Origin of the sequence: Accumulibacter sp. (assembly GCF_023806625.1) — a bacterium.
Taxonomy (GTDB): domain Bacteria; phylum Pseudomonadota; class Gammaproteobacteria; order Burkholderiales; family Rhodocyclaceae; genus Accumulibacter.
Genome location: NZ_JAMTDX010000018.1, coordinates 1 through 21,983, shown reverse-complemented (window position 1 = coordinate 21,983; position 21,983 = coordinate 1). Strand labels below are relative to the sequence as shown.

Annotated in this window: 22 protein-coding genes; 2 read left to right on the top strand and 20 right to left on the bottom strand. The window is 65.7% G+C overall.

Annotated features, from left to right (window positions below; genetic code table 11):
- Positions 1-47: 47 nt before the first annotated feature.
- The 13 genes from NFW05_RS04190 to NFW05_RS04130 all read right to left on the bottom strand — a co-directional run bounded on the left by NFW05_RS04190 (position 48) and on the right by NFW05_RS04130 (position 14,906).
- Entirely contained in the window at positions 48-1,388 is a 1,341-nt protein-coding gene (locus tag NFW05_RS04190; protein WP_295302980.1) for an SPASM domain-containing protein, read from the bottom strand.
- Positions 1,385-2,125, bottom strand: a complete 741-nt coding sequence (locus tag NFW05_RS04185) for a hypothetical protein (RefSeq protein WP_295302979.1) — start codon at positions 2,123-2,125, stop codon at positions 1,385-1,387. Before NFW05_RS04185 ends, NFW05_RS04190 begins: the two co-directional genes overlap by 4 nt.
- An 8-nt stretch (positions 2,126-2,133) precedes the next feature.
- Positions 2,134-3,078 (bottom strand): hypothetical protein, encoded by a 945-nt coding sequence (locus NFW05_RS04180; RefSeq protein ID WP_295302978.1) that lies wholly within the window; start codon positions 3,076-3,078, stop codon positions 2,134-2,136.
- A gap of 12 nt (positions 3,079-3,090) precedes the next feature.
- Positions 3,091-4,272: a hypothetical protein gene (locus NFW05_RS04175; protein ID WP_295302977.1), complete on the bottom strand. Its 1,182-nt coding sequence runs from the start codon at positions 4,270-4,272 to the stop codon at positions 3,091-3,093.
- Positions 4,273-4,276: 4 nt separating this feature from the next.
- Positions 4,277-4,768, bottom strand: a complete 492-nt coding sequence (locus NFW05_RS04170; RefSeq protein WP_295302976.1) for a hypothetical protein — start codon at positions 4,766-4,768, stop codon at positions 4,277-4,279.
- Positions 4,769-4,777: 9 nt separating this feature from the next.
- Positions 4,778-8,905: a host specificity factor TipJ family phage tail protein gene (locus tag NFW05_RS04165; RefSeq protein WP_295302975.1), complete on the bottom strand. Its 4,128-nt coding sequence runs from the start codon at positions 8,903-8,905 to the stop codon at positions 4,778-4,780.
- Positions 8,895-9,311, bottom strand: a complete 417-nt coding sequence (locus NFW05_RS04160) for an NlpC/P60 family protein (protein WP_295302974.1) — start codon at positions 9,309-9,311, stop codon at positions 8,895-8,897. The genes NFW05_RS04165 and NFW05_RS04160 overlap by 11 nt, the downstream gene beginning before the upstream one ends.
- Positions 9,311-9,778, bottom strand: coding sequence for a DUF1833 family protein (locus NFW05_RS04155; protein WP_295302973.1), 468 nt, complete (start codon positions 9,776-9,778; stop codon positions 9,311-9,313). Before NFW05_RS04155 ends, NFW05_RS04160 begins: the two co-directional genes overlap by 1 nt.
- Positions 9,775-10,131 (bottom strand): hypothetical protein, encoded by a 357-nt coding sequence (locus NFW05_RS04150; RefSeq protein ID WP_295302972.1) that lies wholly within the window; start codon positions 10,129-10,131, stop codon positions 9,775-9,777. Before NFW05_RS04150 ends, NFW05_RS04155 begins: the two co-directional genes overlap by 4 nt.
- A 3-nt stretch (positions 10,132-10,134) precedes the next feature.
- The gene (locus NFW05_RS04145) at positions 10,135-13,287 is read right to left on the bottom strand and encodes a phage tail length tape measure family protein (RefSeq protein WP_295302971.1); all 3,153 of its coding nucleotides are present in this window, start codon (positions 13,285-13,287) and stop codon (positions 10,135-10,137) included.
- Entirely contained in the window at positions 13,274-13,432 is a 159-nt protein-coding gene (locus tag NFW05_RS18520) for a hypothetical protein (protein ID WP_366918261.1), read from the bottom strand. The genes NFW05_RS04145 and NFW05_RS18520 overlap by 14 nt, the downstream gene beginning before the upstream one ends.
- Before the next feature lie 164 nt (positions 13,433-13,596).
- Positions 13,597-13,959 (bottom strand): hypothetical protein, encoded by a 363-nt coding sequence (locus NFW05_RS04135; RefSeq protein WP_295302970.1) that lies wholly within the window; start codon positions 13,957-13,959, stop codon positions 13,597-13,599.
- Positions 13,956-14,906, bottom strand: coding sequence for a phage tail tube protein (locus NFW05_RS04130; RefSeq protein WP_168022799.1), 951 nt, complete (start codon positions 14,904-14,906; stop codon positions 13,956-13,958). Before NFW05_RS04130 ends, NFW05_RS04135 begins: the two co-directional genes overlap by 4 nt.
- Before the next feature lie 220 nt (positions 14,907-15,126).
- Here NFW05_RS04130 and NFW05_RS04125 point away from each other — a divergent pair, with 220 nt between their 5' ends.
- Positions 15,127-15,564 (top strand): DUF2384 domain-containing protein, encoded by a 438-nt coding sequence (locus NFW05_RS04125; protein WP_295302969.1) that lies wholly within the window; start codon positions 15,127-15,129, stop codon positions 15,562-15,564.
- Positions 15,561-16,247, top strand: a complete 687-nt coding sequence (locus NFW05_RS04120; RefSeq protein ID WP_295302968.1) for an RES family NAD+ phosphorylase — start codon at positions 15,561-15,563, stop codon at positions 16,245-16,247. The genes NFW05_RS04125 and NFW05_RS04120 overlap by 4 nt, the downstream gene beginning before the upstream one ends.
- A 34-nt stretch (positions 16,248-16,281) precedes the next feature.
- On the opposite strand, the gene NFW05_RS04115 is transcribed toward NFW05_RS04120, so the two are convergent.
- From NFW05_RS04115 to NFW05_RS04085, 7 genes are all read right to left on the bottom strand, one after another.
- Positions 16,282-16,704 carry an acyl-CoA transferase gene (locus NFW05_RS04115; RefSeq protein WP_295302967.1) on the bottom strand — a complete coding sequence of 141 codons (423 nt, stop codon included), beginning with the start codon at positions 16,702-16,704 and terminating at the stop codon, positions 16,282-16,284.
- Positions 16,694-17,398: a DUF6441 family protein gene (locus NFW05_RS04110; protein WP_295302966.1), complete on the bottom strand. Its 705-nt coding sequence runs from the start codon at positions 17,396-17,398 to the stop codon at positions 16,694-16,696. Before NFW05_RS04110 ends, NFW05_RS04115 begins: the two co-directional genes overlap by 11 nt.
- Positions 17,395-17,709: a hypothetical protein gene (locus NFW05_RS04105; protein ID WP_295302965.1), complete on the bottom strand. Its 315-nt coding sequence runs from the start codon at positions 17,707-17,709 to the stop codon at positions 17,395-17,397. The genes NFW05_RS04110 and NFW05_RS04105 overlap by 4 nt, the downstream gene beginning before the upstream one ends.
- Entirely contained in the window at positions 17,706-18,011 is a 306-nt protein-coding gene (locus NFW05_RS04100; RefSeq protein WP_295302964.1) for a hypothetical protein, read from the bottom strand. The genes NFW05_RS04105 and NFW05_RS04100 overlap by 4 nt, the downstream gene beginning before the upstream one ends.
- Positions 18,012-18,037: 26 nt before the next feature.
- A complete protein-coding gene (locus NFW05_RS04095) occupies positions 18,038-18,373 on the bottom strand; it encodes a DUF2190 family protein (protein WP_295302963.1) in 336 nt (111 codons plus the stop codon).
- Between the two features lie 106 nt (positions 18,374-18,479).
- Positions 18,480-20,429 (bottom strand): prohead protease/major capsid protein fusion protein, encoded by a 1,950-nt coding sequence (locus NFW05_RS04090; protein ID WP_295302962.1) that lies wholly within the window; start codon positions 20,427-20,429, stop codon positions 18,480-18,482.
- Between the two features lie 10 nt (positions 20,430-20,439).
- The gene (locus tag NFW05_RS04085; RefSeq protein ID WP_295302961.1) at positions 20,440-21,927 is read right to left on the bottom strand and encodes a phage portal protein; all 1,488 of its coding nucleotides are present in this window, start codon (positions 21,925-21,927) and stop codon (positions 20,440-20,442) included.
- Between the last annotated feature and the right edge of the window lie 56 nt (positions 21,928-21,983).

The following is a 21,983-nucleotide window of genomic DNA, read 5'->3' as shown; positions in this document are numbered from 1 at the left end:
AAATCCGCCAGAAGGCGGGCGATACGGACGGCAGTGGCGCGCCTACATCAGGCGGCGGCAGACTCCGCAGGCGGATGTCGCATCGGTCCGTCGATCTGGACGGGAACCATGTCGGTCAGCAGGAACAGGGCGGCTGCAAAGAGTCCGAGGTTCCAGGCGAACTCGTTGTCGCAAGCCTGCTGCCGGTCGCGGCCTTCGAGGTACATGCAGGAGCCCTTGCACAGCTGCAGCACCGGGCAGTTGCGGCATTCCTCGCGATGGGACCAATGCCGAGCACTCGCAAGCCGCACGGCATCGAGGGCCTCGACATTGCCGATCTCGTGCGACGCGCCGTTGGGCGCCGTGCCCGCAGCACTGACGTTCTGGCAGGTGATCACCTTGCCATCGAGGGTCACGGCGATGGTGTCGTCGCGGTCCATGCCGCATTTCTGGCCAAGGGCATGCGCGGGCCGCGCGGTTGCCAGGGATTGAAAGAAGTCATCGAGCTTCCGGCGCACGGCCTGGAAGGCGAGCCCCTCGCCGGCTGCGACCGCGTGCAGGATGGAACGCATGAAGGCCGCCTGGCGCTCGTCGCCGCCCAGGGAGCATTCGTGACCCTCGGCATGATAGGGGATCACCACGCCCTCGACGGTCAGCGACAACGCCCGCCGGTCAAGCTTCGCCGCGAACCAATCCGCGATGGCGCGCAGATCGTGGTTCGTATCGGTGAGGACGACGTTGAAGCTGACCCGGCCCTGTGGCAGCAGGCGGTCGTAGAGGGCGAGCAGATGCCGGCGTTGCAGCCGATTGTCGAGCGGATCGGGACCGCGCGCCGACTGCCCCGGCCCGTCATGCGAGATGCCCACCGTCGCCCCGAGCGCGTCGAGCCATTCGACGATCTCCGGCGTGATGAGCGAGCCGTTGGTCACGATCGCGAAGCTTGCGTTCGGGTAGGTAGCCTTGATCGCGCTGCCGAGGGGCTTCAGGGTCTTCCAGTAAGCGAAGGGCTCGCCACCCCAGAACTCGAAGCGCACGCCTGCGCCCTTGCCGTCCTCGCCGCCATCGAACCAGAGCGGCAGGTTGCGCAGGAACGCCTCGACTTGATCTGGCGCGCCGCTGCCCGCCTCCGGCTGGAAGCGCTGCAGGCAGTAGCTGCAGCCATAGTTGCATTTGAGGCCGAGCTGGATTTTGAGACGACGGATGGCCCGCGACTTCCGCCCGGGCGCATGGACGCCATTGATCGCGACGGCGTGCTGCCAGTCGCGATCCCGTACCTGCGGCGCCATGCCGATCTTGGCAAGGTCGACTGGATCCCCACTCGACCAGCAGAGCGTCGATGCGTGAGGGTCGTAGACAACCCGGTGCGATGCGCCGGCGCGGTCCTGCAGCGTGATGGTGTTCCGGTTCATGCCGTCACCTCGAACCAATGCTCGGCGACGCCGCTATAGTGCCGGAACCCAGCTTTGATCTTGAAGCGCTCGCCAGGCTCCAAACCCGAGGCCGACACCGCGAAACTGCCCTTGCCGGCGTCGAGCGGCAGCCGCGAGCGCGCGAGTTGGCCGCCGGTGGTTTCGAGATGGACCTCGCAGGCACGGGCGAGCGCCTTGTTGCGATGATCTCGCAGTCCGATGCGGGCCTTCACAGTACCGTTGGCGGGGATGGTGGCGGGCGCCGTGATCTGAAGGGCCGGGCGATCGACCAGCGGCTGACCGGTCCAGACCCGCTCTTCTGTCGGCAGGTTGCTGGTGACACCGAGATCGGGGTGGGCGTAGGCGACGATGCTGCAGTCGAGGAAGTCGCTGTCGGCCGTCGGCACGAAGATGTGGATCGGGTAATTTCGTCGATCGCGTAGCGCCTGCTGGTGCGGGTCGCTCTTGGTCGTCGCGGTCAGGGCATAGAGATTGAAGGGCGGAAAGGTTCGGTTCTCATAGAAGTCGACTCCCACGACCCAGAGCGCGAAATCGCTCCAGTCGCGTCGCGCCCTCAGTTCCTCAAGTTCGATGTTCACCGCCGGTAGCGGGACCGGAGGATCATCGGGAGCACCATTGCAGGCATTGAGGCCGGTGATCGCGATTCGTGTCGGCTCGACCTGAATGTCGAAGCCATTCCGAAGGCTCGTGTAGTGGGTACAGACATAGATCGACATCGTGGACCTCAGCAGTTGCAGGCGCAGTCACATGCACAGGCGCAGTCGCACGCGGTCCCGACGGACAGCACCGCGGTCGTGCCTGAGCGTGACAGCGACACGGACGTGATTTTGGGATTGGAGCCGTAGCCGCCCCCGGACCCGCTTGCCCCGGTGAAAGCATCGCTGGCGGCGGCGAACAGGGTCCCGATATCCGTGGCATTCGCGAGCCGAAATCCCGTGTTCGATCCGCCTGTGCCATTCGACCGGAACGTCGTTCCGGCGAGTTCGCCGCTCATGCTGTCGCCGGTCTTCGCCACGCGGCTGCCGAGATCGACACCGTTGCGAATGTCGGCGATCGTCTGCGCTGCCAGATCGGCGGTCGCGATCGTCCCATCCGCAATCTTCGCGCTGGTGATGCTGGAGTCGGCGACCTTTCCGCTCGTGACCGCGCCATCGGCGATCTTCGCATTCGTTACAGCGGCATCCGCGAGCTTCGCCGTGACGACCTGCTGATCGCCGATCTTGGCCGTCGTCACGTTCCCATCGGCGATCTTGGCGGACGTCACGTGACCGTCCGCGATCTTCGCGGCGGTGACCGACGAATCCTGCAGCTTCGCGGTTTGGACGGCGGCGTTGTCAATATCGGCTGCCGCGACCGTGTTCTTCACCGCGAGTGCCGCGAGGCCAAGGTTGGCGCGGGCGGTCGCGGCATCCGACGCCCCCGTGCCACCCTGCGCCAGCGGCACCGGCACCCCGAGCGGGATTCGGGTCCAGGTCACCGGGGATGTAGCCGTCAGCTCGTAGATCTGCCCGAGATCGGTCCTGAAGCAGAACATGCCGACGGCGAGATTGGCGCTCGGGAAGGTCGTGCCGGAGAAGGCCGACCGGACGGCTTCGTCCCGATCGAGAATGTCCTGACGGCTATCCCGGACCGCCTTGGTTGCCGGGATATCGGGATAGGTCTGAGCCATTGAGAACCTCGTTCAGTAACCTTCGGCCGACCAGCTCGCATTGCCGGCGACGGAAGCCTGCGTGTCGGGATTGATGAGCGAGAGCTGGAAGCCGGTGGTCGTGATCGTGCCGATCTGCGGCACGGCCAGCACGGCGCCACCCTTGAATGTCGCCTGCACTTCCGGCGGCGCATTGAAGGTCCGGGCGAAGGGAACAACGGCGCCGCCGATCGGCACAGCCACCGTTCCCCGGTCGCGGACATCGGGCACATCGATATTGAGCCGGGCTTCGGCCAGCGCCACGCGGCTGCCGGTCGTGCTTGGCGCTTCGAGAGCAAGACGCAGGAGTGCTCGGGCATATTCATAGTCGCCCGGCGTCAGGTCGCGGAACGGGCCGTAGCCGAGCGGACGGCTCTCGGCAACGAGTGCCGCGAAGCTTTCCGCGTCGAGCGGCGTCGTCCGAAAGGCGAGATCGGCGATTACCGCCTCACTGGCCCGCAAGACGCGATCCAGCACGGCGAGCTGTTCCGGGTCCAGGTGAACCACTGCGGCGGATACGCGATCGACCACCGAGAGCGCTTCGGCGATCTGAACGATGAAGCCGATGAGATCGCTGTAGGTCTCGGACAGCGCGAGTGACTGGTGTGCGTCCGGCTGGGCGATGGCGCGGCGTTCTTCCGTCAGCCCAAGACTCGACAGGCTCGGCTTGACCACGAACCGCTCTGACTGGTCGGCGAACGACACGGACTCCTGGGAATTCCGCTGTGCCACTCCGACCCGCGCATCGATGACGCCGAACAACCCGGCGACGGCGCGAATCAACTGCCGATCTGCGGCACCGCCGACCGCAAACGTCTCAAGGGCGGCCGTCGGCAATATCTGCTTCGGCGCGGCTTCGGCGATGGCGAAGGACTCCGCGACCTTCAGAACGAAAGCGATTAGATCGATATAGGTCTCGGCCAGCGCCAGCACCTCGGCGCGGGCAGCGATCGCCGTCTGTTGGCGGGCGTCGCCGACTACGAATGCATCGGCACGAACCGCCAAGGGCAGCCGGGCTTCGAGCGCCGACAGGATCAGCCCGCCGCTTTCGGTAGCGACAAAGCTGGTCGCCGAGGCGTCGGCCCAGGTCTTGCCGCCTTCAGCGCTGTCCCACGCAAAAGGCGATCCGTTCCAGAGATAGTCGGCTCCGGGTGTCGTGACGACTTCAACCGCCACGGCATCAGCTCATCGTGAAGGTGAAGCGCTGGGTCAGCGTGTCGTCGGCGCCCTTGTTGATCACGGCGAAGACCACCCGATCCAGCAGGGTGCCGTCGGAAGAAGCGTTGAGGACGCCGGCCTCGGTAATGGCACCCGTCGCCTCGCCGGGATTGAAGGTCGCCTCGAACTGAAAGACCTTGGTGCCCACCGTGTGCGAGAAGGTCGCGGCCTTGCGAGCGATTTCGGTCTGCAGCGCCGTATTGCCAGCCGCCGCAGCGGTGATGCCGGTCCCCACGGCGATATGGCTCATGACGCCGGGGCGTCCCGAGGATGCGCCGATTGCCTGCGCCACGAAGCTAAAGCCTGCGTCGACGATCAGGTTGTCTTTCACCCGCAGGATCGCTGTGCCGTCCGGCTTGATCAGCCGGGCTTCCATGCGTCCGTGCAGGCAAAAGCGATCTCCTTCCGCCTTCCGGCCCAGCAGGGCCAGAAGGTCGGCAATGCCGATCTTCATGATGTTCTCCTATGCGGGGTGAAGCTGCGCGCCGGTGAAAGCGCCAAGGGGAGCAAAGGGCTCGGCTCCCGACGCGATGACGCCCGTCTGGATCGAGGCGGCGAACAAACGGCGCGTAGTTGGCGTCTGGCAGATCCCGAAGGTCACGAGATCGCCGGCGCGGCGAACGAGCGAGGCGACCACCCTGCGTCCCTGGTCATCTTCCAGGGCGAACGCGCCAATGTCGGGCGACCAGATCAGGCGCAGGGTCCCGGCCGTACCGGTGAGTGCGAGATAGACGATCGGCTCGTCGAGCAGCGTGTCGAGCCGAACATCGAAGGTGGTTGAGAACTCCGAGGGGATGCTCACCGGCCACGCCGCCTTGGTGCCACCGCCGACCTTCAATCCCTGATCGAAGCGCGCTGGCGCATAGCCAAGATTCGCTGCTTGGGTTGCCGCCATGCCTTTGACGCCCGTTACGTTGCCGGCCAAACGGAAACCTTCGATCAGGTCATTAGCGAGCGAAGCCTCGACCGCGATCTGCGTGCGCACCGTTGCCCCATCGACATCGCCCAGCGGCAGCCAGGCGGACGTGGCTTCGGTGTCGTCCCAGCGGAAGGCGGCCCCATCCCAGGTCAGGTCGTCGGCCGGCACCGTGGCGATGCGCGCTTCCAGCCAGTTGCGCGCCCGCCATGTCCGACCGAGATCGACCGGGAAGACATACTCGCCGCGCGGCAGGTTGGCACCGCCGGTGCGCGCAAGCGCCAGAAGATTGCCGCCGATCACTTCCATGCCCTGGGACACGCCCGCCCAGTTCAGCGCCTGGCGGTCGCTGGTCAGGATGGCGTTGCGCCCGGTGAGTGGTGCGAGCTGCGTGGTGGCGTAAGCGGCCGTGTCGCTGTAGAGGCCCGCGGACGACACCGCCTTGATCCAGAACGTCTCGTCCGTGGCGTCGCGGATCGGCCAAAGTGCGACGAGATGGTTGCCGGCCGCCCGGCCAACGAAGCGCCCGGTGCCCCAGGTGAGCCCGGCCCGCATCTCATATTCGACACCGCTGCCATCGACGGGTTCCCAGGAGGCCCGGACGTGATCGCCCTGCGGCACGACATCGAACGCCGTCACGCCATCCGGTGGCGAGACGGCAGCCGAGACACTCGACGCCGTCGGGCTCAGCAGCCCCACTTCATCGATTGCCTTGATGTAGAAGATGCGCTCGGCGGCATCGGCGAGTGCCACGAACAGCGTCGTTCCACGATGCCGGGTGGTGACAACCGTCCCGGCATCCCAAGAAGCGCCGTCGCGGATTTCGTAGCCGACGAGGTCGAGCGCCGAAACCGGCTCCCAACTGAGCTGCACCCCGTCCGCGCGGCGCTCGGCGGCAAAGTCGGCGACTGCCGGCGGGGGTGTCGTCCGGCCCACCACCAGATGCCCGGCGATTTCCGTCCAATCCGATGCGATCCCGATGCGGCTGACGAAGCGCAGGCGCAGATCGTAGGTGACGCCGTCCTCGACCGGCTGCACGCCGACCACCAGCGTATCGGCTGGCTGTGTGGGCACGGCAGACCAAGGGCCGCTGCTGCCCGATTGGCGGTAACGGATTTCGATCCCGTCGGGCGGATTGAGAGCGTCGGATGCCGGCGGATAGAGACGCACGACGATGCGCGGGCTCGATCGGCCGTCCGGGCCTCGCACCAGCACTGTCTCGTCCGACACCACCGACCAGACGACCGGTGCCGGCGGGCGGATCAATTCGATCTGCGCCGGACGCGTGATGTAGCTGTCGAATGGTGGGATCGGTCCGGTGTCAGCCTCATGCACGCCGGGTGCTGCCGGGATCAGGATCAGCTTGGCCGAAAGGTTCGGGCCGGGCTCGATGCCCTTCACCAGCATGGGGGCGGCCTCGCGGCCCGACTCCCCGAACTGGAACAGGTCGCCCGGCTCCGGCGCCAGGCTTTCCGGCAGCGCCGTCGCAAGAGTCACATCGCGGCTATCCCCCGGTGCCGTAACCAAGGGCAGGACCTGACTGGCGCCGTCGGCACGCCGGACCCGCAGCGCGTAAGTCTTGCCGGCCGCCATGGCGGCCAGCTCGTCGAGCCGCAGGCCGGTCACCATGTCGTCCGTGACGATCAGGCCTTTGACCCGTCCCCATGCCAGGCCGACCAGGATGACGTCGTGGGCGAACATGACGAGGTCGCCATCGGTCGCCCGCAGCGCCTCGACATCCTGATAGATTTCGTGGGTCTCGGGACGAAGCCGGCCGACGGCGAGATGATAGCGCCCCTCGCGCCACGCCTGCTCGGAGCGGATACAAGCCATCATGTCGACGGTCTCGAAGCGCTCGGCATTCGCAGCGCTGTAGCCATCGGCATAGACGATGCGCTCGTCCTCCTGCCAATCCTTGTCGGGATTGACGAAGCGGACCTTCAGCGCGTGCGGCAGATCAATGAACTGTTTGCGGCCGGTGTAGTTGAAGGAGTTGCGCGGTGTGATGTGCAACACCGGCACGCTCTGCGGTACATCGCGCACGACCGAATGCTTGCCGTCGCGGATCCCATAGCGCGCCCGCGCATGGCCCGCGATATCGCGCAGCGCCTCGACGACGGAGCCGCCTTCGACCACACCATCGAAGGTCCATTTTGGTTGGCCATCCTGCGCAACGGCATCGCAGGCTTGCGCCCAGGCGCGGATCGAGGCCAAGTCGATGCGCTCGTCGCTCATCAACCGCGCACGGCCGCGCCGGCGCAGGATGTCGCAATAGGCCCAGGCGGGATTGCGCGAGAGCTGCCAGGACCAGGCAGCGCCATCCCAGACCTCGAGATAAGACGACGTCAGGCAGCTGATCTGCTGCAGCTGGTTGTTGATTTGCTCATAAGCCTTGAGCCGCAACGCCACCATGGCGAGCCCGCTCATCGTGACCGGTGGATCGTTGGTGATCGAGCGCAATGCCGAGAGCGTCGCACTGTCGATCAAACGTGGACCGGTCGCGTCAGCCGTCGTTCGACGCAGCCGCACTTCATACTGACCGGCGTCTGGCGCATCGAACCGCCCGCCGCGACGCACCGGCGAGGACGATGCTTCCGTGATCGTGATCTTGCCCGCCGTCTCGAAGCCCGCATCGCCGCCCGACTTCCAAGGGATGGCGCTCCAGGCATCGTTCCCGACCGCGCGATACTCGGCGTCAAACTCGACCGTCGCGTTCGAGCGCCCGCCCTGATCGTTGTAGAAGGCGAGCCCGCGATCGAAGGAGATATCGAGGCTGATCTCGCGCGCACCGGGACGCGAGGTGATCGTGCGCCAGCCGCCTGCCGCCGTGAGAGCAATGGAAAGCGGGTCTTCCTCGATACGCTGGGTATAAAGCGTGATCGATGCGTCGTTCTCCCAGCCCTCGCGGATTTCGACCTCGGCGCCGTCGAAGGCCGAGATCGGCGTGGCGCCGACGCGGATGTCCTCGATCTTGAGGGGGCCATAGCCGACCAGCAGCAGGAGCCGCATGTAGCGCTCGTTGCCGACCGTTTCGGTATAGGGCTTGGCCGCCAGGACCGGGAACAGACGCCGTGTTCCGTAGACGCGCGGGATCGCGCCATAGGGATTGAGCCGGTTGGACGTCCCCGTGATCGCATAGGCGGGGGCCGAAAGGCCGGGGGCATCGGTCCCGCGCATGGCAGGACTCGGCGTGGGTGCGATCGCATTCACGAGGAGCGAGCCGACCATGGTGATGGCGCCCGCAATCACCAGCTTGGTGAGCCCCATGGCTGTGAAGACCCCGGCCGCATTGACCGCTGCGACCTCGACCCCGAACAGGGCGGCTGTCAGCGCCGGTGCTGCCCATGCCGCGAAGGCGATGACCGCGATGGCGCCGATGATGGCGAGCGGGTTCTTGCCACCCCCGCCTCCGCCGCCGCCCATGGCGTTGACCCGCACGAAGAGCCGCGCATTGGGTTTAGGGCGCACCCGTGCCCACCAGTGGCGCGGCACTTCCTCGTCGTCGACGAAGACCTGGAGATAAGGCCAGTAGCGCTGCGGCAGGTCGGAGGCTTCGAGCATCTGCGCGAGGCTCAAGCCCGCAGGTGCGGACCGCTCCTCCCGATCCGTCGAGAACGGGCGCGCGACAAGCGTCCAGCGGATCGGTGTCTCGACCTGCAATCCATCAAGCGGCATGGCGGTAAAACCCGAGCAAGCGGCGCTCCCAGCGGGAGCCCGCATCGAAGCGTTCGAGGACGCTGTCGCAGTCCTTTTCGATGTGGAGCATCCAGCCGGACGCCACGACGACACCGACATGGATGGGGCGGCCCATCACGCGCAGCAGCACGCCGTCCCCTTGTTTCTCGCTGCCCATGGGGACAGGCGTCCAAAGCCGGATGCGCTCGTCCATCAAGGTAGCAAGCAGATCGCGGTCGTGGCCTGGCCGGTAAGCGATCCCCTCGTATTCGGGGATACCACCGCCGAAGTGTTCATTGATCACGAGACGCAGGAGCCCGTAGCAATCGAGGCCCTGTCGATCACGCCCGCCCTCCTTGAAAGGCAGACCGACATACATGCCGGCCCAATCGGGAAGCTCCGACATCAAAACGCTCCTGGAAAACGCGCAGGCGTCATCTGCTCGCAGACCGGCTCGGAGAGGATGTCTTCGTAGACGAGGTCGCCGGAGATCTCGCCCGCGTCCCAGGTGACGTTGCGCAGACGCATCCCGGCATATTCGACCTCGATCACATCGGGCTGGTCGGCGAGCACGACCCGCAGCGTGACGCTCGGCGGCTCGGCGATGGTGCGCACCTCGTCGACGATCAGCCGCTCGGTATTGTCGATCCGGATCCGGGCGATCATCGGCCGGTCCTGGCTTTCAGGCGGGAGCTCGACCTCGAACGGATAGCCGATGAAGGTCCAGCCCTGATGCACGACATCGACATTGTCGTTGACGACGCGGATCGGTGAACTGAGCCCGGTCGCGGTGATCTCCAGAAGCACCAGCCAGACCTTGTCGGTCGCGTCTGAATGCCCGGCTCGCGTCGCCGCAGGCGAAATCGTTCTCACGGCAGTTGCTCCAGTTTCAACGAGACCGAGAAAAGAACGGCGGTTGCAGCCGAGACGCGGGGCGCCTCCATGAATCGGTACTCCGCAACACCGCCTTCGCGCGGATGCACCCAGTCGAACGGCAGCGCGCCGCCGCCGGTGGTTTCTTCATAGAAGCTCCGCAGCACCGCCACGTGGGCTGCGGTCATCCGAAACGTCAGTTCGATCTGACGCGGAGCCGCCGTGAACCGCCGGCGCAGCTTGGCCGCACCGGCATCCATCGCCGTGCGCAGCACGGTTTCGGCAAACCGCTCCTGATAGCCGCCCACGGTGGGGCGCTGCGGCAGGCTGCTCGGCCAGACGAGGTTCGACATGGATCAGACCCGCTTGGTCATGCGCCGCGAGCCATAGGTCTCGCCCTGCGCGCGATCGAGCCTGCCGCTACGGATGGCTTCCTCGATCTTGTCCTCGATGAAGACTGCGATCTCGCGTCGACCGTCAGCACCCCGCCGCTGCTCGGTGCGAGCGGGCGGCTGGTCGCGGCCGATGCGCATGTCGTAGACATTCACCGCCACGTCATTGGAGGGCGCCGACGGCAGCACCCGATCGCGACGATCGAGGTTCCACCGGTGACGCGGATCGTTGCGGGTCAGAACCTCCTCGCCGCGAAGCCCCAGGAAGGGCACCTCGTCAGGCCGCAAGCCCAACATGCCGCCGGCATGGAAACGTCCAGCGCCGGCGAAGGCGCCGAGCGCCACCATGCGCGTGTGCGAGGGCGCGATACCGACGAGCGCACCATCATGGCCCGCACCGAACAGACCAGAAAACCAGTTGCCGATGCTCTCGAAGAAGCCGGGACCCGTACTGGCTGCCGCAGACGCTCCGGCCGAGGCGGCAGCCTGGGGAGCGACGACACCGAACAGGTTGGGCATCGCGCCGACGATCTGGGTGGTGATCGGCAGGATGAACTTCTGCTCGATGAGCGTGGCCGCAATGCGCGCGGCCATGCGGCGGAATAAGCCCTCCGCGCCCTCGGCCAGATTGGCGAAGACGCTTTTGCCCGCCTTACCCGCATTGGCGAACCCGTCGACCAGAAAACCCGAGATGTCGCTGGCCATGCTTTTGGCCTGATCGCGGATCTCGCTGAAGTAGCGCGCCTGCTCCCTGAATGCCGCCGCTGAATCCTGGGCTTCGAGGATCTGGCTATCGACCCCGCCCAACCGCTCGCGCATAGACTGCATGCGCTTCTCGCGCTCGATGGCCAGTTCCGCTGCCCGACGCTGTGAGGGATCGCTGAGACGCGCAGCCTGCGCCTCGCGCTCGGCGATATCGAGATCGTTCGATGCCGTGCGCCGCTCGCGCGCCAACTGCCGCGCGCGCTCGGCGGCAGCCTGCGCTTCGATGGCACGCGTCGTCGCCTCGATCGATGCCCGGAGCCGCTCTTCGGCTGCCCCTGTTGCGAGAGACAAGGCGGCACGGGCGTCGCGGGTCGCAGCGAGCGACCGCTCGGCGACTTCGGCCTGTTGAACGGTAGCGGTGCCCTGTGCCTCCGCCTCGGCGAGACGCCGCGCGCTCTGGGTCGCGAGTTCTGCCTGAAACGCGGCACGGGCCTGCGCTTCGGCACTTTCGACCACCCGGCCGCGCAGGATTTCCTCGGCGCGGGAAGCTTGATCGACGCCACTGCGATAACCTTCCAGTGCCGCCTGGCGTGCTGCTTCCGCCCGGATGACGGCGGCCTGCCCCTGCCCATAGGCGTCGGCGACGGCCAGCGTCGCCCGGGACTGGATGTCCAGCTCGCGGGTCTGGTCCTGATATTGCTGGCGCTGTTGGGCGGCAGCATCGGCGACCATGCGCCGTTTGAGGGCTTCGGCTTCCAGCGCATTGAGATTGCGCTCGCGCGCGATCGTCTCGGCCTGGATTTCGGCTTCGATGATCGGCCGACGCGCAGGTGTCGCGTCATAGACCCGTTGCCGACGCTCGAGGTCCGCGATCTGCCGCGCGGTCTCCTCGCCGATCCGCATCGGCTCGGGCGCGGCGGGTGTGCGTGCCGTTGCGGCAGCCTGGGCCTGTACTTGCGCCCGTTCGGTCGCCTGCTGCAGCCGATCCAATTCGGCGCGCGCAGCATCGACTTGGCTCTGCAGCTGAGCCCGGACCGCATTGGGCGAGCCGAAGCTGAAGCCGGGGATGAAGACTTCCGCATTCGGATCCCGATAGAGGCGGGTTTCGCGGTTGAGCCGGTCGAGGCCTTCGACGGCCTGTTCGAGCGCATTCGCCGCGTCCGCCAGAGGATCGCGGACGCGCGGCTGCGAGGGAGCCACCAGATTGGCAGCGCCGCTGATGGCGCCTTCGACGACCTGAAGCGTGACGCGCCCGACCGCACCCCGCGCGAGATTGTCGACCAGCCGGTCCCAGGCACGCCCGATCTCGTTGAGCGATTTCTGGGTCGGCGATAGCGCCTGGTCGTTGAGGCCGCGAATGCGCTCCTGCAGCGCGTCGATCGCGATCCGGTAGGCTTGCGTGCGCTCGCCCTGCTGCGTGAGCAGGCGGATATTCTCGCGCTGCGACGGGTTCAGGAAGCCGTTGAGCGCCCGGTCGAGCTTGATGATGGCGTCGTAGCCACCGGTCGCGAATTCAGCGAGCTGGCGCGCCGCGTCGCTCGCGGTCGTCCCCGTCGCCGCTGCGAGATCCGGCGCCATGCTGGCCAGCCGGGGGATTTCACCGGCCGATAGATTGGGTGTGCGGACCAGCGTGGCGATGGCCGTGCGGGCTTCATCGCGCGCCACTCCGACATCGCGCAGTTTTTCGACCAACTCGCCGAGTTGCTCGGCGGTCGTCTGCCCCTGGCGGCCCATCGCGGCCAGGGCCACGTTGAACGTGCGCGATTGTGCCGAGAGATCGAAGGCGCGCGACAGAATGATGCCGAGCGGGATGCCAACCGCCGCCAAAGCCGCCGCAGCGCCGAGTGCGACCGGCGGAATAGCGCGGAATGTGGCGCCGATCCCGCCGAAAATCTGCGTAATCTGCGGACCCTGCTGCAGGGCGATCGTCAACGGGCTCATGCCCGTCGTCAGGGTCGTAAAGATGTCGTTCAGCTGCGGCTGCAGCTGCGCCATCTGCTGGGCCGTGATGCGTGTGCGCTGGCCCTGCTGCTCGACGGTCTGCCCAAACGTCCGGGCATTGGCGTTGGCGACCAGATACTTCCGGCCAATACCTTCGAGCACGCTGGCATGCTCGGCCTGCGTCAGCAGACCTTTGCCCAAAAGATCGGCGGCACGGCCCTGTTCCTGAGTCGCCTGATAGCCTTGAGCATATTGCCGCTTCAACCGTTCGGCGGAACGGGCAAGCTTCTCCTGCTCCCGGTCGGCCTTCTGCGCAGAGGCGCCGGTCTTTTCGAGGGCCGCACCCGCTTCCTGCGCCGCCGTCTCGATAGACTTCAGCGCCTGCTGGCCGGTGCGTCCCGCTTCGACCAGTTCGGCCTTGAAGCGTCCGCCATCGACCTGCAGTCGGACCGAGATGTTACGGTTGGCCATCGTCCTTCTTGTCGCTTCGCTTGGTGATGCCACGCATCAGGCCGATTTCGGCGGCTGGCAGGAATTCGGCGAGCGCCGGTCGGCTCACGCCAAGCGCATCAGCCATGAGAAACACGGCGCCAAAATCGAGCCCGACCGGGCCCATCGGCCCCATGCGCAACTGACCCGCACAGCGCTCCAGAAGATCCCAGACCTCCCAGCCCTCGGCGGTCGCCGGGACTTCGCGGTCATAGGGGCATTCCGGGCAGCGCTCCGGGCAGGCGGCGCAATAGTCCGACCCGCCGCCGAAATGCCATTCGGCGCGGGCGCTCAGCCGTTTTTTTCGGTTTCGATCTCCGAGATCGGCCGGGCGTAGATGCGCTCGAACGCGGCCGCCGCCTGCCAGATTTCCATCAGCGCATCGACCGCGTCCGGCGACACCGGAGCGGGCTCGCCTTTCGCGTCGGCCACCCCCTCCCATTCGAGGATGGAGAGCCGCGCCAGCGCCTTTATGAAAGCGACACCGCGCAGGGCGTCGATGACTTCGCTCGCCGTCTCGCCCTCGGTGTCCACTCGCACCATGGCCGATTGTGCGGCGAAGAAAAGTGCAGTGCCGAACGGGCGGACCTTGATCCGCACGCCGGGCAGGAGGTCGAGCCAATAGGGCTCGGATTTGAGACCAAGGCGGATCATGGCGTGGCTCCGTAAGCGGCGATGTCGTTTTTGAGGATGGCGGTAAGCATCCGGCCGAGCGTGGGATCCTTGGCGCCGCGAAACTCGAAGGTGACCTGAATGCCGGCGGGGCCTTCGATCGGTACTGAGGGCCGCGACAGCACCGCCTCATGCACCGTGAAGATCAGGCTCGTATTAGCGTCACGCACATAGCCGAACTCGAGTTCCATCGGCGTGCCGGCGATCGCCGCATCGATCAGCGTCGTGCCATCGACCCGCACGACGACATTGCCGGTGCAGGCCGCCACGGTCGGCTCGACGCTGTCGATAAGACCGTCTGAGCGGATCGTCTCGATGCGGTCGAGCCCGTTGCGGTAGACGATCTCGGCCGAGACGACGCGGCCCAGTGCCGAACCGTCGCGACGAACGGTGCCCTGGAAGGAGCCGAAGCGCAGCGGCGCATAGGTGGTCGGCGACAAATCCCGATCGGCATTGTCTGCACTCTCGCCCTGCGCGATCAACGACATCGTCGCTGTGGTGAGACCATCCCGGCGCAGCGGCAGCGTGAAGCTATCGACGCGCGCTCCGAAATGGGTCCGGCGCAAGGGCACGTCCGGATTGATTGCCTGGCAGGCAAGGCTCGGGATCACGGACGCGGCCGATTGGAACGTGTGCGTGAAATTGGTCGTGCCGGTCGTTGCCGGTTCGCCGAGCAGGGCCTTCAGCCAGAAGCCGATCTGGCGCGCATCACAGGGGACGGAGACTTCGCCGTCGCAGGTGAGCGCACCCAGCACGGCCGGCGCCGGGTCTCGGCCTTCCCCGAGCAAGTCGTTGTCGATCAGCTGCTGGCGTGCCGAGAGGCCATACCGGGAGAAGCCCAGACGATGATAGTTGTCCGTCGGCGGGCTTCCGTAGGTGGCTTCAAAGGCCGCAAGCAGACGCGCGTTTGCGCCGAAACCGAGCGCCATGCCGGGTCTCCTTTCTCAGTGTGAAGGGTGTGGATCAGGCAACCCGCCAGAGCGGGAGGCAGAGGAGGTCGCGATTTGCCGGCAAATCCGAAACAAACCACTGATTCAGTTAGTTTTTCTGTTACCGCTGAGACATCCCTGACGTGGGGCGATCTAAGCTCGGAGGGCCCTTGCAATTCTCCGGTTTTGGAGTATATTCACTCCTAATTCGGAGGACGCCATGCAAGCCCAGCTCTCTTATCCAAAGTCCGGTTACGAGCCCTCGCCGCTGATCAACTTGAACGATCAGACGGAGCGGGAGCGTTTGAGCCCGTCCTCCATCAAAGCCTTCTTCAACATCACGGAGAAGTGGGCAATCAAGGACGCGGACGCTCGCGACCTATTGGGCGGCGTTTCGAATGGCGTGTTCTACGAGATGAAGAAAAACCCGAACCGGGTTCTCGACACGGATCGGCTCGCACGGATCTCGCTGCTCATCGGCATCTTCAAGAGCCTCAATATCCTCTACCCAGAAGATCTAGCCGATGCCTGGGTGACGCTGCCGAACAAGAACCGTCTCTTCAGTGGCGGAACGCCTTTGTCCTACATGGTCCAGGGCGGACTGGCCGCGATGTGGACTGTTCGGCGGCTGGTCGACTCACGGCGGGGTGGACATTGACGGTCTCCCCGCCGGTTTCGCTCGTCCGTCAATTCGACACGCATCGACTGATACCGTCGAAATACAGCGACAACAATGACAGCGTGCTCACGCGCATCGCTGATGACGACGCGCATCTGAAAGACATCTTCGATCTCGATCACGCGACCAACGATCGCCTCTTGGCCGAGAATGACCGCTTGCCGGGCATCGGGCTCGGCGAGCTTGTTTTCGGTGTTCCCTATTACCGCATCATCAATGCGGCCTTCTGTCATGCCCATCCCCATGGCAGCCGCTTCAACGGCCCCGATCGAGGCGCTTGGTATGGCGGCTTTGCGATCGAAACATCGATCGCGGAAGTCGGCTTTCACAAGCGGGTCGAGCTTGCCGAGGTCTCTTGGACGAAGCCCGTGTCAGTGACCTACGACGATTATCTCGCCGATTTCACCGGCAGTTTTCACGATCTTCGAGGAACCGCCGCGTTCGCCACCTGCCTCGATCCGGAAAGCTACATCGAGTCTCAACGGCTATCGCAACAGCTGCTCGGCGAAAACTCCTTGGGGCTCGTATACCCGAGTGTTCGCCATGACGGTGGCACCTGCATTGCGTGCTTCCGCCCCGCAGTTGTTGGCAATGTTCGGAAAGATCGAACCCTGCGCTTTACGTTTGAAGTCAACGCAGAACCAAAGGTCGATCCCGCCTAACCCCTCTTTCAGCGATCGGCTTTCCAAGCCGATCTCAATTCAGTGGATGCGCGGTCTCGTAGATGAGCCGCACAGGCACGATCGCCGCTTTGACGTCGGGACCGCCCTCGGGTGCCGCCGCGTCGAAATCCGGCGCACCGACATCAATGAGATCGACGAACCCACCCAACGTCGGATCGGCAATGAGGGCCGTGGCGATCGCCATGAGCAGATCGTCGAGATGGCCATCGGGATCGGTCGCCCCCGAGAACACTTCGATACGCGTCGCGTGGGTCCAGACATAGCTCAAGGGCGAGAGCAGGATTTCGGGCTCGCCGACATCGCCATCGCGCAGGATGATCAGACCCTCGGGCGGAAGCCGCTCGGGGCGCAGGCGGTTCCGTTCGACTTTCACCAGCGGCACGGCTTGCAGCCGGGCATGCAGCGCCTGAAGCACTTCTTCGCGCTTACTGGGCATTACGGGTCGCGGTGTCCCGCGCCTCCCATTCCTTGACCACCTGATCGGGCAACCGGCCAGCCCAGGCTTCCGCAGGCCCCCGCCAATCCAGAAGCCGTGGCATCTGGACCTGGCGCACGAGAATGAACATCGTCACCCATTCGACGATTCGTCCCGCCTTGACGCGCCGCACCGTTGCCGGTCGCAGCCGCTTGCCGCTTGTCGCCCGCACCACCGGCAAGACCAGCAGCAGAACGCCCGGACGATTGGTCGGCACGAGTTCCAGATCGCGGCCAAAGCCGCCGAATTTGGTGGCGCTCTGCATGTCGTCGGGCGTCATGCGGCGGCGGCCACCGGCCTTCATGGGCACATTCTCGGTCGGGATGGCGAGGTACCGGCCGCCGCTGCGGCGGATCAGCGTGCCTTCCTCGAACGCCGCGACGATGTCGGCCGCACCGCCGCGCCCACCCTTCCCCGGACGGGCAAAGACCCACGCCGCCGTGCTCAGGCTCTCCCCACGATCCGGATAGATGTTGAGCCGGACGGCATTGGCGAGGCGACGGCCAAGGCCCGCACCCATGACTTGCGAGCGCAGGTCAGCCTTCAGCCCATCGCCCGTCTTGCGCACGGCAGCCGTGACGGCCGCCTCGGCGGTGCGCACCTCACCGGCCAGAATCTTGGCAAGATCGCCATCGATGCGAACGTCGAATTTCATATCGCCACCACGTCGAGCCGATAGACCCGACCGTCCATCGTCGGCATCGGTGGTGCCTGGACGCGGTAAAGCTGCCCGTTTGCCTCGATCGTGTCCCTTTCAGCAATGGCCGGTGCGACAGCAGCCGGGACGTCGAAGACCGTGCCGTCCTGCACCAATTTGGCGCCGCCGATATCGACCACCGGCTGAGGCTGTACCCGAATGACCCTGATCGCCTGCCCCGCTCCCATTCCGCCCGGACGCCAGAGCGCGTCCTCGGCCAGGTTGGGATCGGCAAAGAGCGTCAGCAGTGCGGCGTCGAACACCGTCATTGCCGCCGCTCCTGCATCCGAGTATCGATCCGGCGCAGCAATTCCAGTTGGGTGTTGGATCGCTCCTCGATGCGCGCCAGACGTTCGACAATGGTCGAAATCGTCCGTTGGTCGTCGTCGAGCCGCTGTTCGACACGCGCCAACCGTTGCTCCTTGACGGTAAGCCGGGACTCGACCGACGAGAACCACCAGATAAAGCCGCCAAACTGGATCAGCAGCGTGGTGATGAGCGCGAGCGGAATACGCCGGTCGATCGTCCAATGCAGCTCCGGCGGATCGCTGGGCTTTTCCGGGAGCGGCATGTCTCGGCTTCCTTCAGGTCCGTTCGTCAGAGGCTGGCGCTCAGGCGAACCCGACCGATGGTCTCACCAGCACCGTTTCCGACAGCATCGACCGCGACACCGATTAGAGTGTTGCTGGTGGCGGTCTTGGTCGTTTCCTTGGCCGTGTTGTCCCAATAGACCTTGTCGCCCACAGCCCAGGCTTGCGACGCGGTCTTCTTGAGATCGAACACACCGACGAGCACAGCCTCGACGGCTTCTCCGTTTGCGGCGGCGGCGGTTGCCACCCCGAAGATGGCGCCCACCAGCAAGCCGTCGCCGGCCGCCACGGCATAGGGTGCGGCAAGCGTGATGGTCTTTCCGGGCTGGACATAGTTCTTCATCGAAAACTCCTCTCCAAAAGACGAAGGGCGGCAAGTCGTAAGGATTTGCGGCTGCCGCCGCAGGGCCGCCCCTTCTTGTCAGGATGATTGTGTGGAGTGGGGCGCCTTACGCGCCGGGGTTCTTGTAGAGGCCGCGCCAGTCGATCGCCTTCGCGCCAAAGTCGAGGCGGCACTTGATCTCGACACCGTCGACATCGAAGCCGTTGCGGGTCTCGATATAGGCACCCTGCTGACCTTCGAGATAAGCAAACTCGATGGTGTCGATCTGCGCGGGGTTCGCTGCCAGGAACCAAGCCCCAGTGCTGACGGCATCGAGACGCGGCTCGGAGATCGGCGTCAGCGTGCGGATCGATTGCGGCACCACATCCCCGGTCTTCGCAGGGACGAGGTTCTGAGCGATGAGCTGCTCGGCCGCGAGTTCGAGTGCAGCCGGAACCACCAGATAGCTCGGACGGATGTTCAGAACGGTTTTCTTGTCGAGTCCGGTCTGCTTTGCCATCGAGGCGCGTCCTTCGCCGACTGAAGCGACGCTGAGTGCGGCGCCGGTACCGGCGAGGTTCTTGTGAGTCGCATGGAACAGCGCCACGCCATCGGCCATGGCGGCGTTGGCCGTGACGATGCCCCAGACCACGTCGCTTTCGAGCGTGGCGATCGCCGTGCCGTACATCGCGGGAATGCGCGTGAAGGCGTCGAGATCATCGTTGATCAGGACCTGACGCGTGATGGCGACCACGCGGCCATAGGTCTCGATGCGATAGCTCTCCTTCGACTCCGAGATGGTGCCGCGCTTGAACTCGCCGCCCTCGCTCACCTTCAGCAGCTGAGGTGCCTCACCCAGCTGGACCCGGTTCATCGCCTTGAAGTCGGTCGCGAGCACCTGACGGCAGAACGGCACGAAGGTGCGCGGATAGACGTCATAGGCCTGGCGCAGCGTCTTGTTGGTGACGGCGGACAGCACTTCCGGGAAGTCGGAGGTCGAGTGCAAAGCTCGCGTGGCGATTTCGTCGCGCGACATGCCGCGTACATTGACGCCAGCCGAGGCAAGAAACTCTCGCGACAACTCCAGGAGCGTCATGCCGCGATATTCACGCGCGGGATCGCTCAAGCCGAAAAGCGTCGGGCTGTAGCGATGCAGCAGCGCATTGGCGACCGCCTCGCGACGGGTCAGTCGCTCGTCACGCCCGCCGAGCGGAACCGAGACATGCGGGAAGGTCCGCGTCTTCTCGGCGGTGTCGGCCACCTTGTCGAGAATGACCCGGCGGGCTTCGTCGATGGCGACCCCGCGACCAACCAGATCTTCGGCAAGGCTGCGCTCCAGACCGAGGCGGCTTGCGAGATCGTAGATGGTCCCGACCCGCTCGCGCTCAGCCGTCTGGGCATGGGCGATAAGCACCTGCGTATCGGGCTGGGGATCGGCCGCACGGGTGATCGGCTCGGGTGCCGCCTGCGCCGGCGTGGGGGTCACATTGGTCTCTTCCATGGAAGTCCTCATCTGTTGGGAAGCGTCGTCCCGGTCCACGACGCAGGGGATCAGCGGGTCAACCGAACGGAAGCCGGCCGCCGGATCGGCCCCGACCGGGACCGCGGAAATCTCGAAAGGTGTCCAGTCGACCGCGCGCCAGACCTCCGGCGCATTGGCGGGTCGGCTGACCTCGAAGCGATGGACCTGATAGCCGATGGAGACGGCGCGCAGATGGCCCGCCCGCACATCGGCCCAGATCGGCTCGACATCGTCGCGCTCGCTAAAGCGGACCCGAGCAATGCCCCGGCCGCTATCGATCCTGGCAGTCCCTGGCACGACGGAGCCGATGACGCTGTCGAGCGTGCGGAGATCATGAACCTTGAGCAGCGGCCCCCCGGCATTGAGCCGTTCGAGCCTCACGCTGCTCGGGTCCATGCTGAGTTCTTCGTCGAACGGTTCGCCGAATAGCGGCTGCCGCCGGACCCTTGCGCCCGTCGACCAGACCACCTCGATCGAGCGATCCTGCTCGTCGAGCGTGGCCGGCAACAGGTCGGCTGCGCGGCGCATCGCCGGCAGTTCGATCGTGCCATGCATGTTGTCGTCCTTACGGTGAGGTGAGCCCTGGATCGGGCTGCATCACGCCGGTCTTGGTGACCCGGCGCGGGTCGCTGTCGAAAATGAGTCCTAGCGCATCGATCTTCGCGTTCATCGCGGCGATCTCGGCCAGCACCGCATCGGGGTTGTGACCCTGACGCGCGATGGCTTGTGCCAACGTCATGGTGCCGGACCGCATCGCCAGAAGGTCGGCCATGGCATCCTTCAACGGATCGACTGCCTCGAAGCGCGGTGGCGACCATTCGACTTGGATGCGCGGCTGCGGGAGCTTGCCGGCCGCCCAGGCCTGCTCGGTGAACCAGTCCCAAGTGGGCTGGCAGAGCATCGGAATGACGATCTGCCACTGGACCGCATCGATCAGGCGGCGGAATTCGACGAGACCCGCCCGGATCGACGAGTAGTTGACCTGACTGAGATCGCCGGTCAGCAGTTCGTAGGGCATCCGGAAACCCGCCGCCACGATGTGCAGCTGGGCGCGCAGCCATTCCGCCACGCCGGCTGTCGTTGCCGGCTGATTGAAGCGGATATCCTTGCCGCCGCGCGCATAGGCGATGAGGCCAGGCTCGAATTGCTCCACGCGGTTGCCGTCGGCGTCAACCACGGACGGGGCTATTCCCTGCTCGGCCTCATCGGCGCCAAGCACGATGCCGACGACACAGGCTTCGGTCTTCTTGCGAACCAGCTCGGCTTGCGTCCAGTCGTCGAGATCGCGCAGTGCCCGCATGACCGGCGTGCCCCACGGCACCCCGCGTACCTGCATGCGCTGCTTCTCGTAAAGATGCACGATGTCGGCAGCCGGGATCGCGAGACTGTCGAGACGCCGGCGCGTCGTGACCACGCTGTCGCCCGGGTGCTGCGCGAAGAGCCAGAAAGCCCGCCGCTGTCCGAGGCTTGAGAACTCGATCCCCTGGACGACACGACCACCGTCCGCGAGATCGCCATTGCGCCCGGCATCGAGCATGTCGGCTTCGAGCAACTGCAGCTGCAGCGGCACGTCCAGTCCGTCATTCGCACGACGCGGGCGGCGACGCAGCAGAACCTCCCCGGCCTCGATCATCTGACGACAGGCCAAGGTCTGCAGACCGAGAAAGTCGAGCTGGCCGTCGGCATCGCAGCGCGCCGACCATGTCTCCCAGAGCGCATTGACCTGCGCGTCGAGTTTGTCGTTCCCACTTGCGGCACGGGCGATGATGCCGGAGCCGATGATGTTGTTGACCAGAACCGATACCGCCTTGGCGGCATGCGGATTGTTGCGCACGAGATCGCGCATGCGGTCGCGGAGCAACCCGCCAGCGACGGCGATCTCGCTGTCGGCCGATGTCCCGGCCGCGCGCCATCCATCGGTTCGCCGCCCCTTGGCAGCGCCGTCATAGCCGCGCGCCAGGGCAATGAAGCTCTCCCGCGCCTGCACACGGCGCAGTGCCGCCCGAGGGGCGACCGATCCGATCGCCCGGTCAAGCCAGGTGACGCGCCGCATCAGCGCTCCCCGCGCGAGAACCCGGCGAAACCGGCGACGGGTGGACGGTTTTCAGC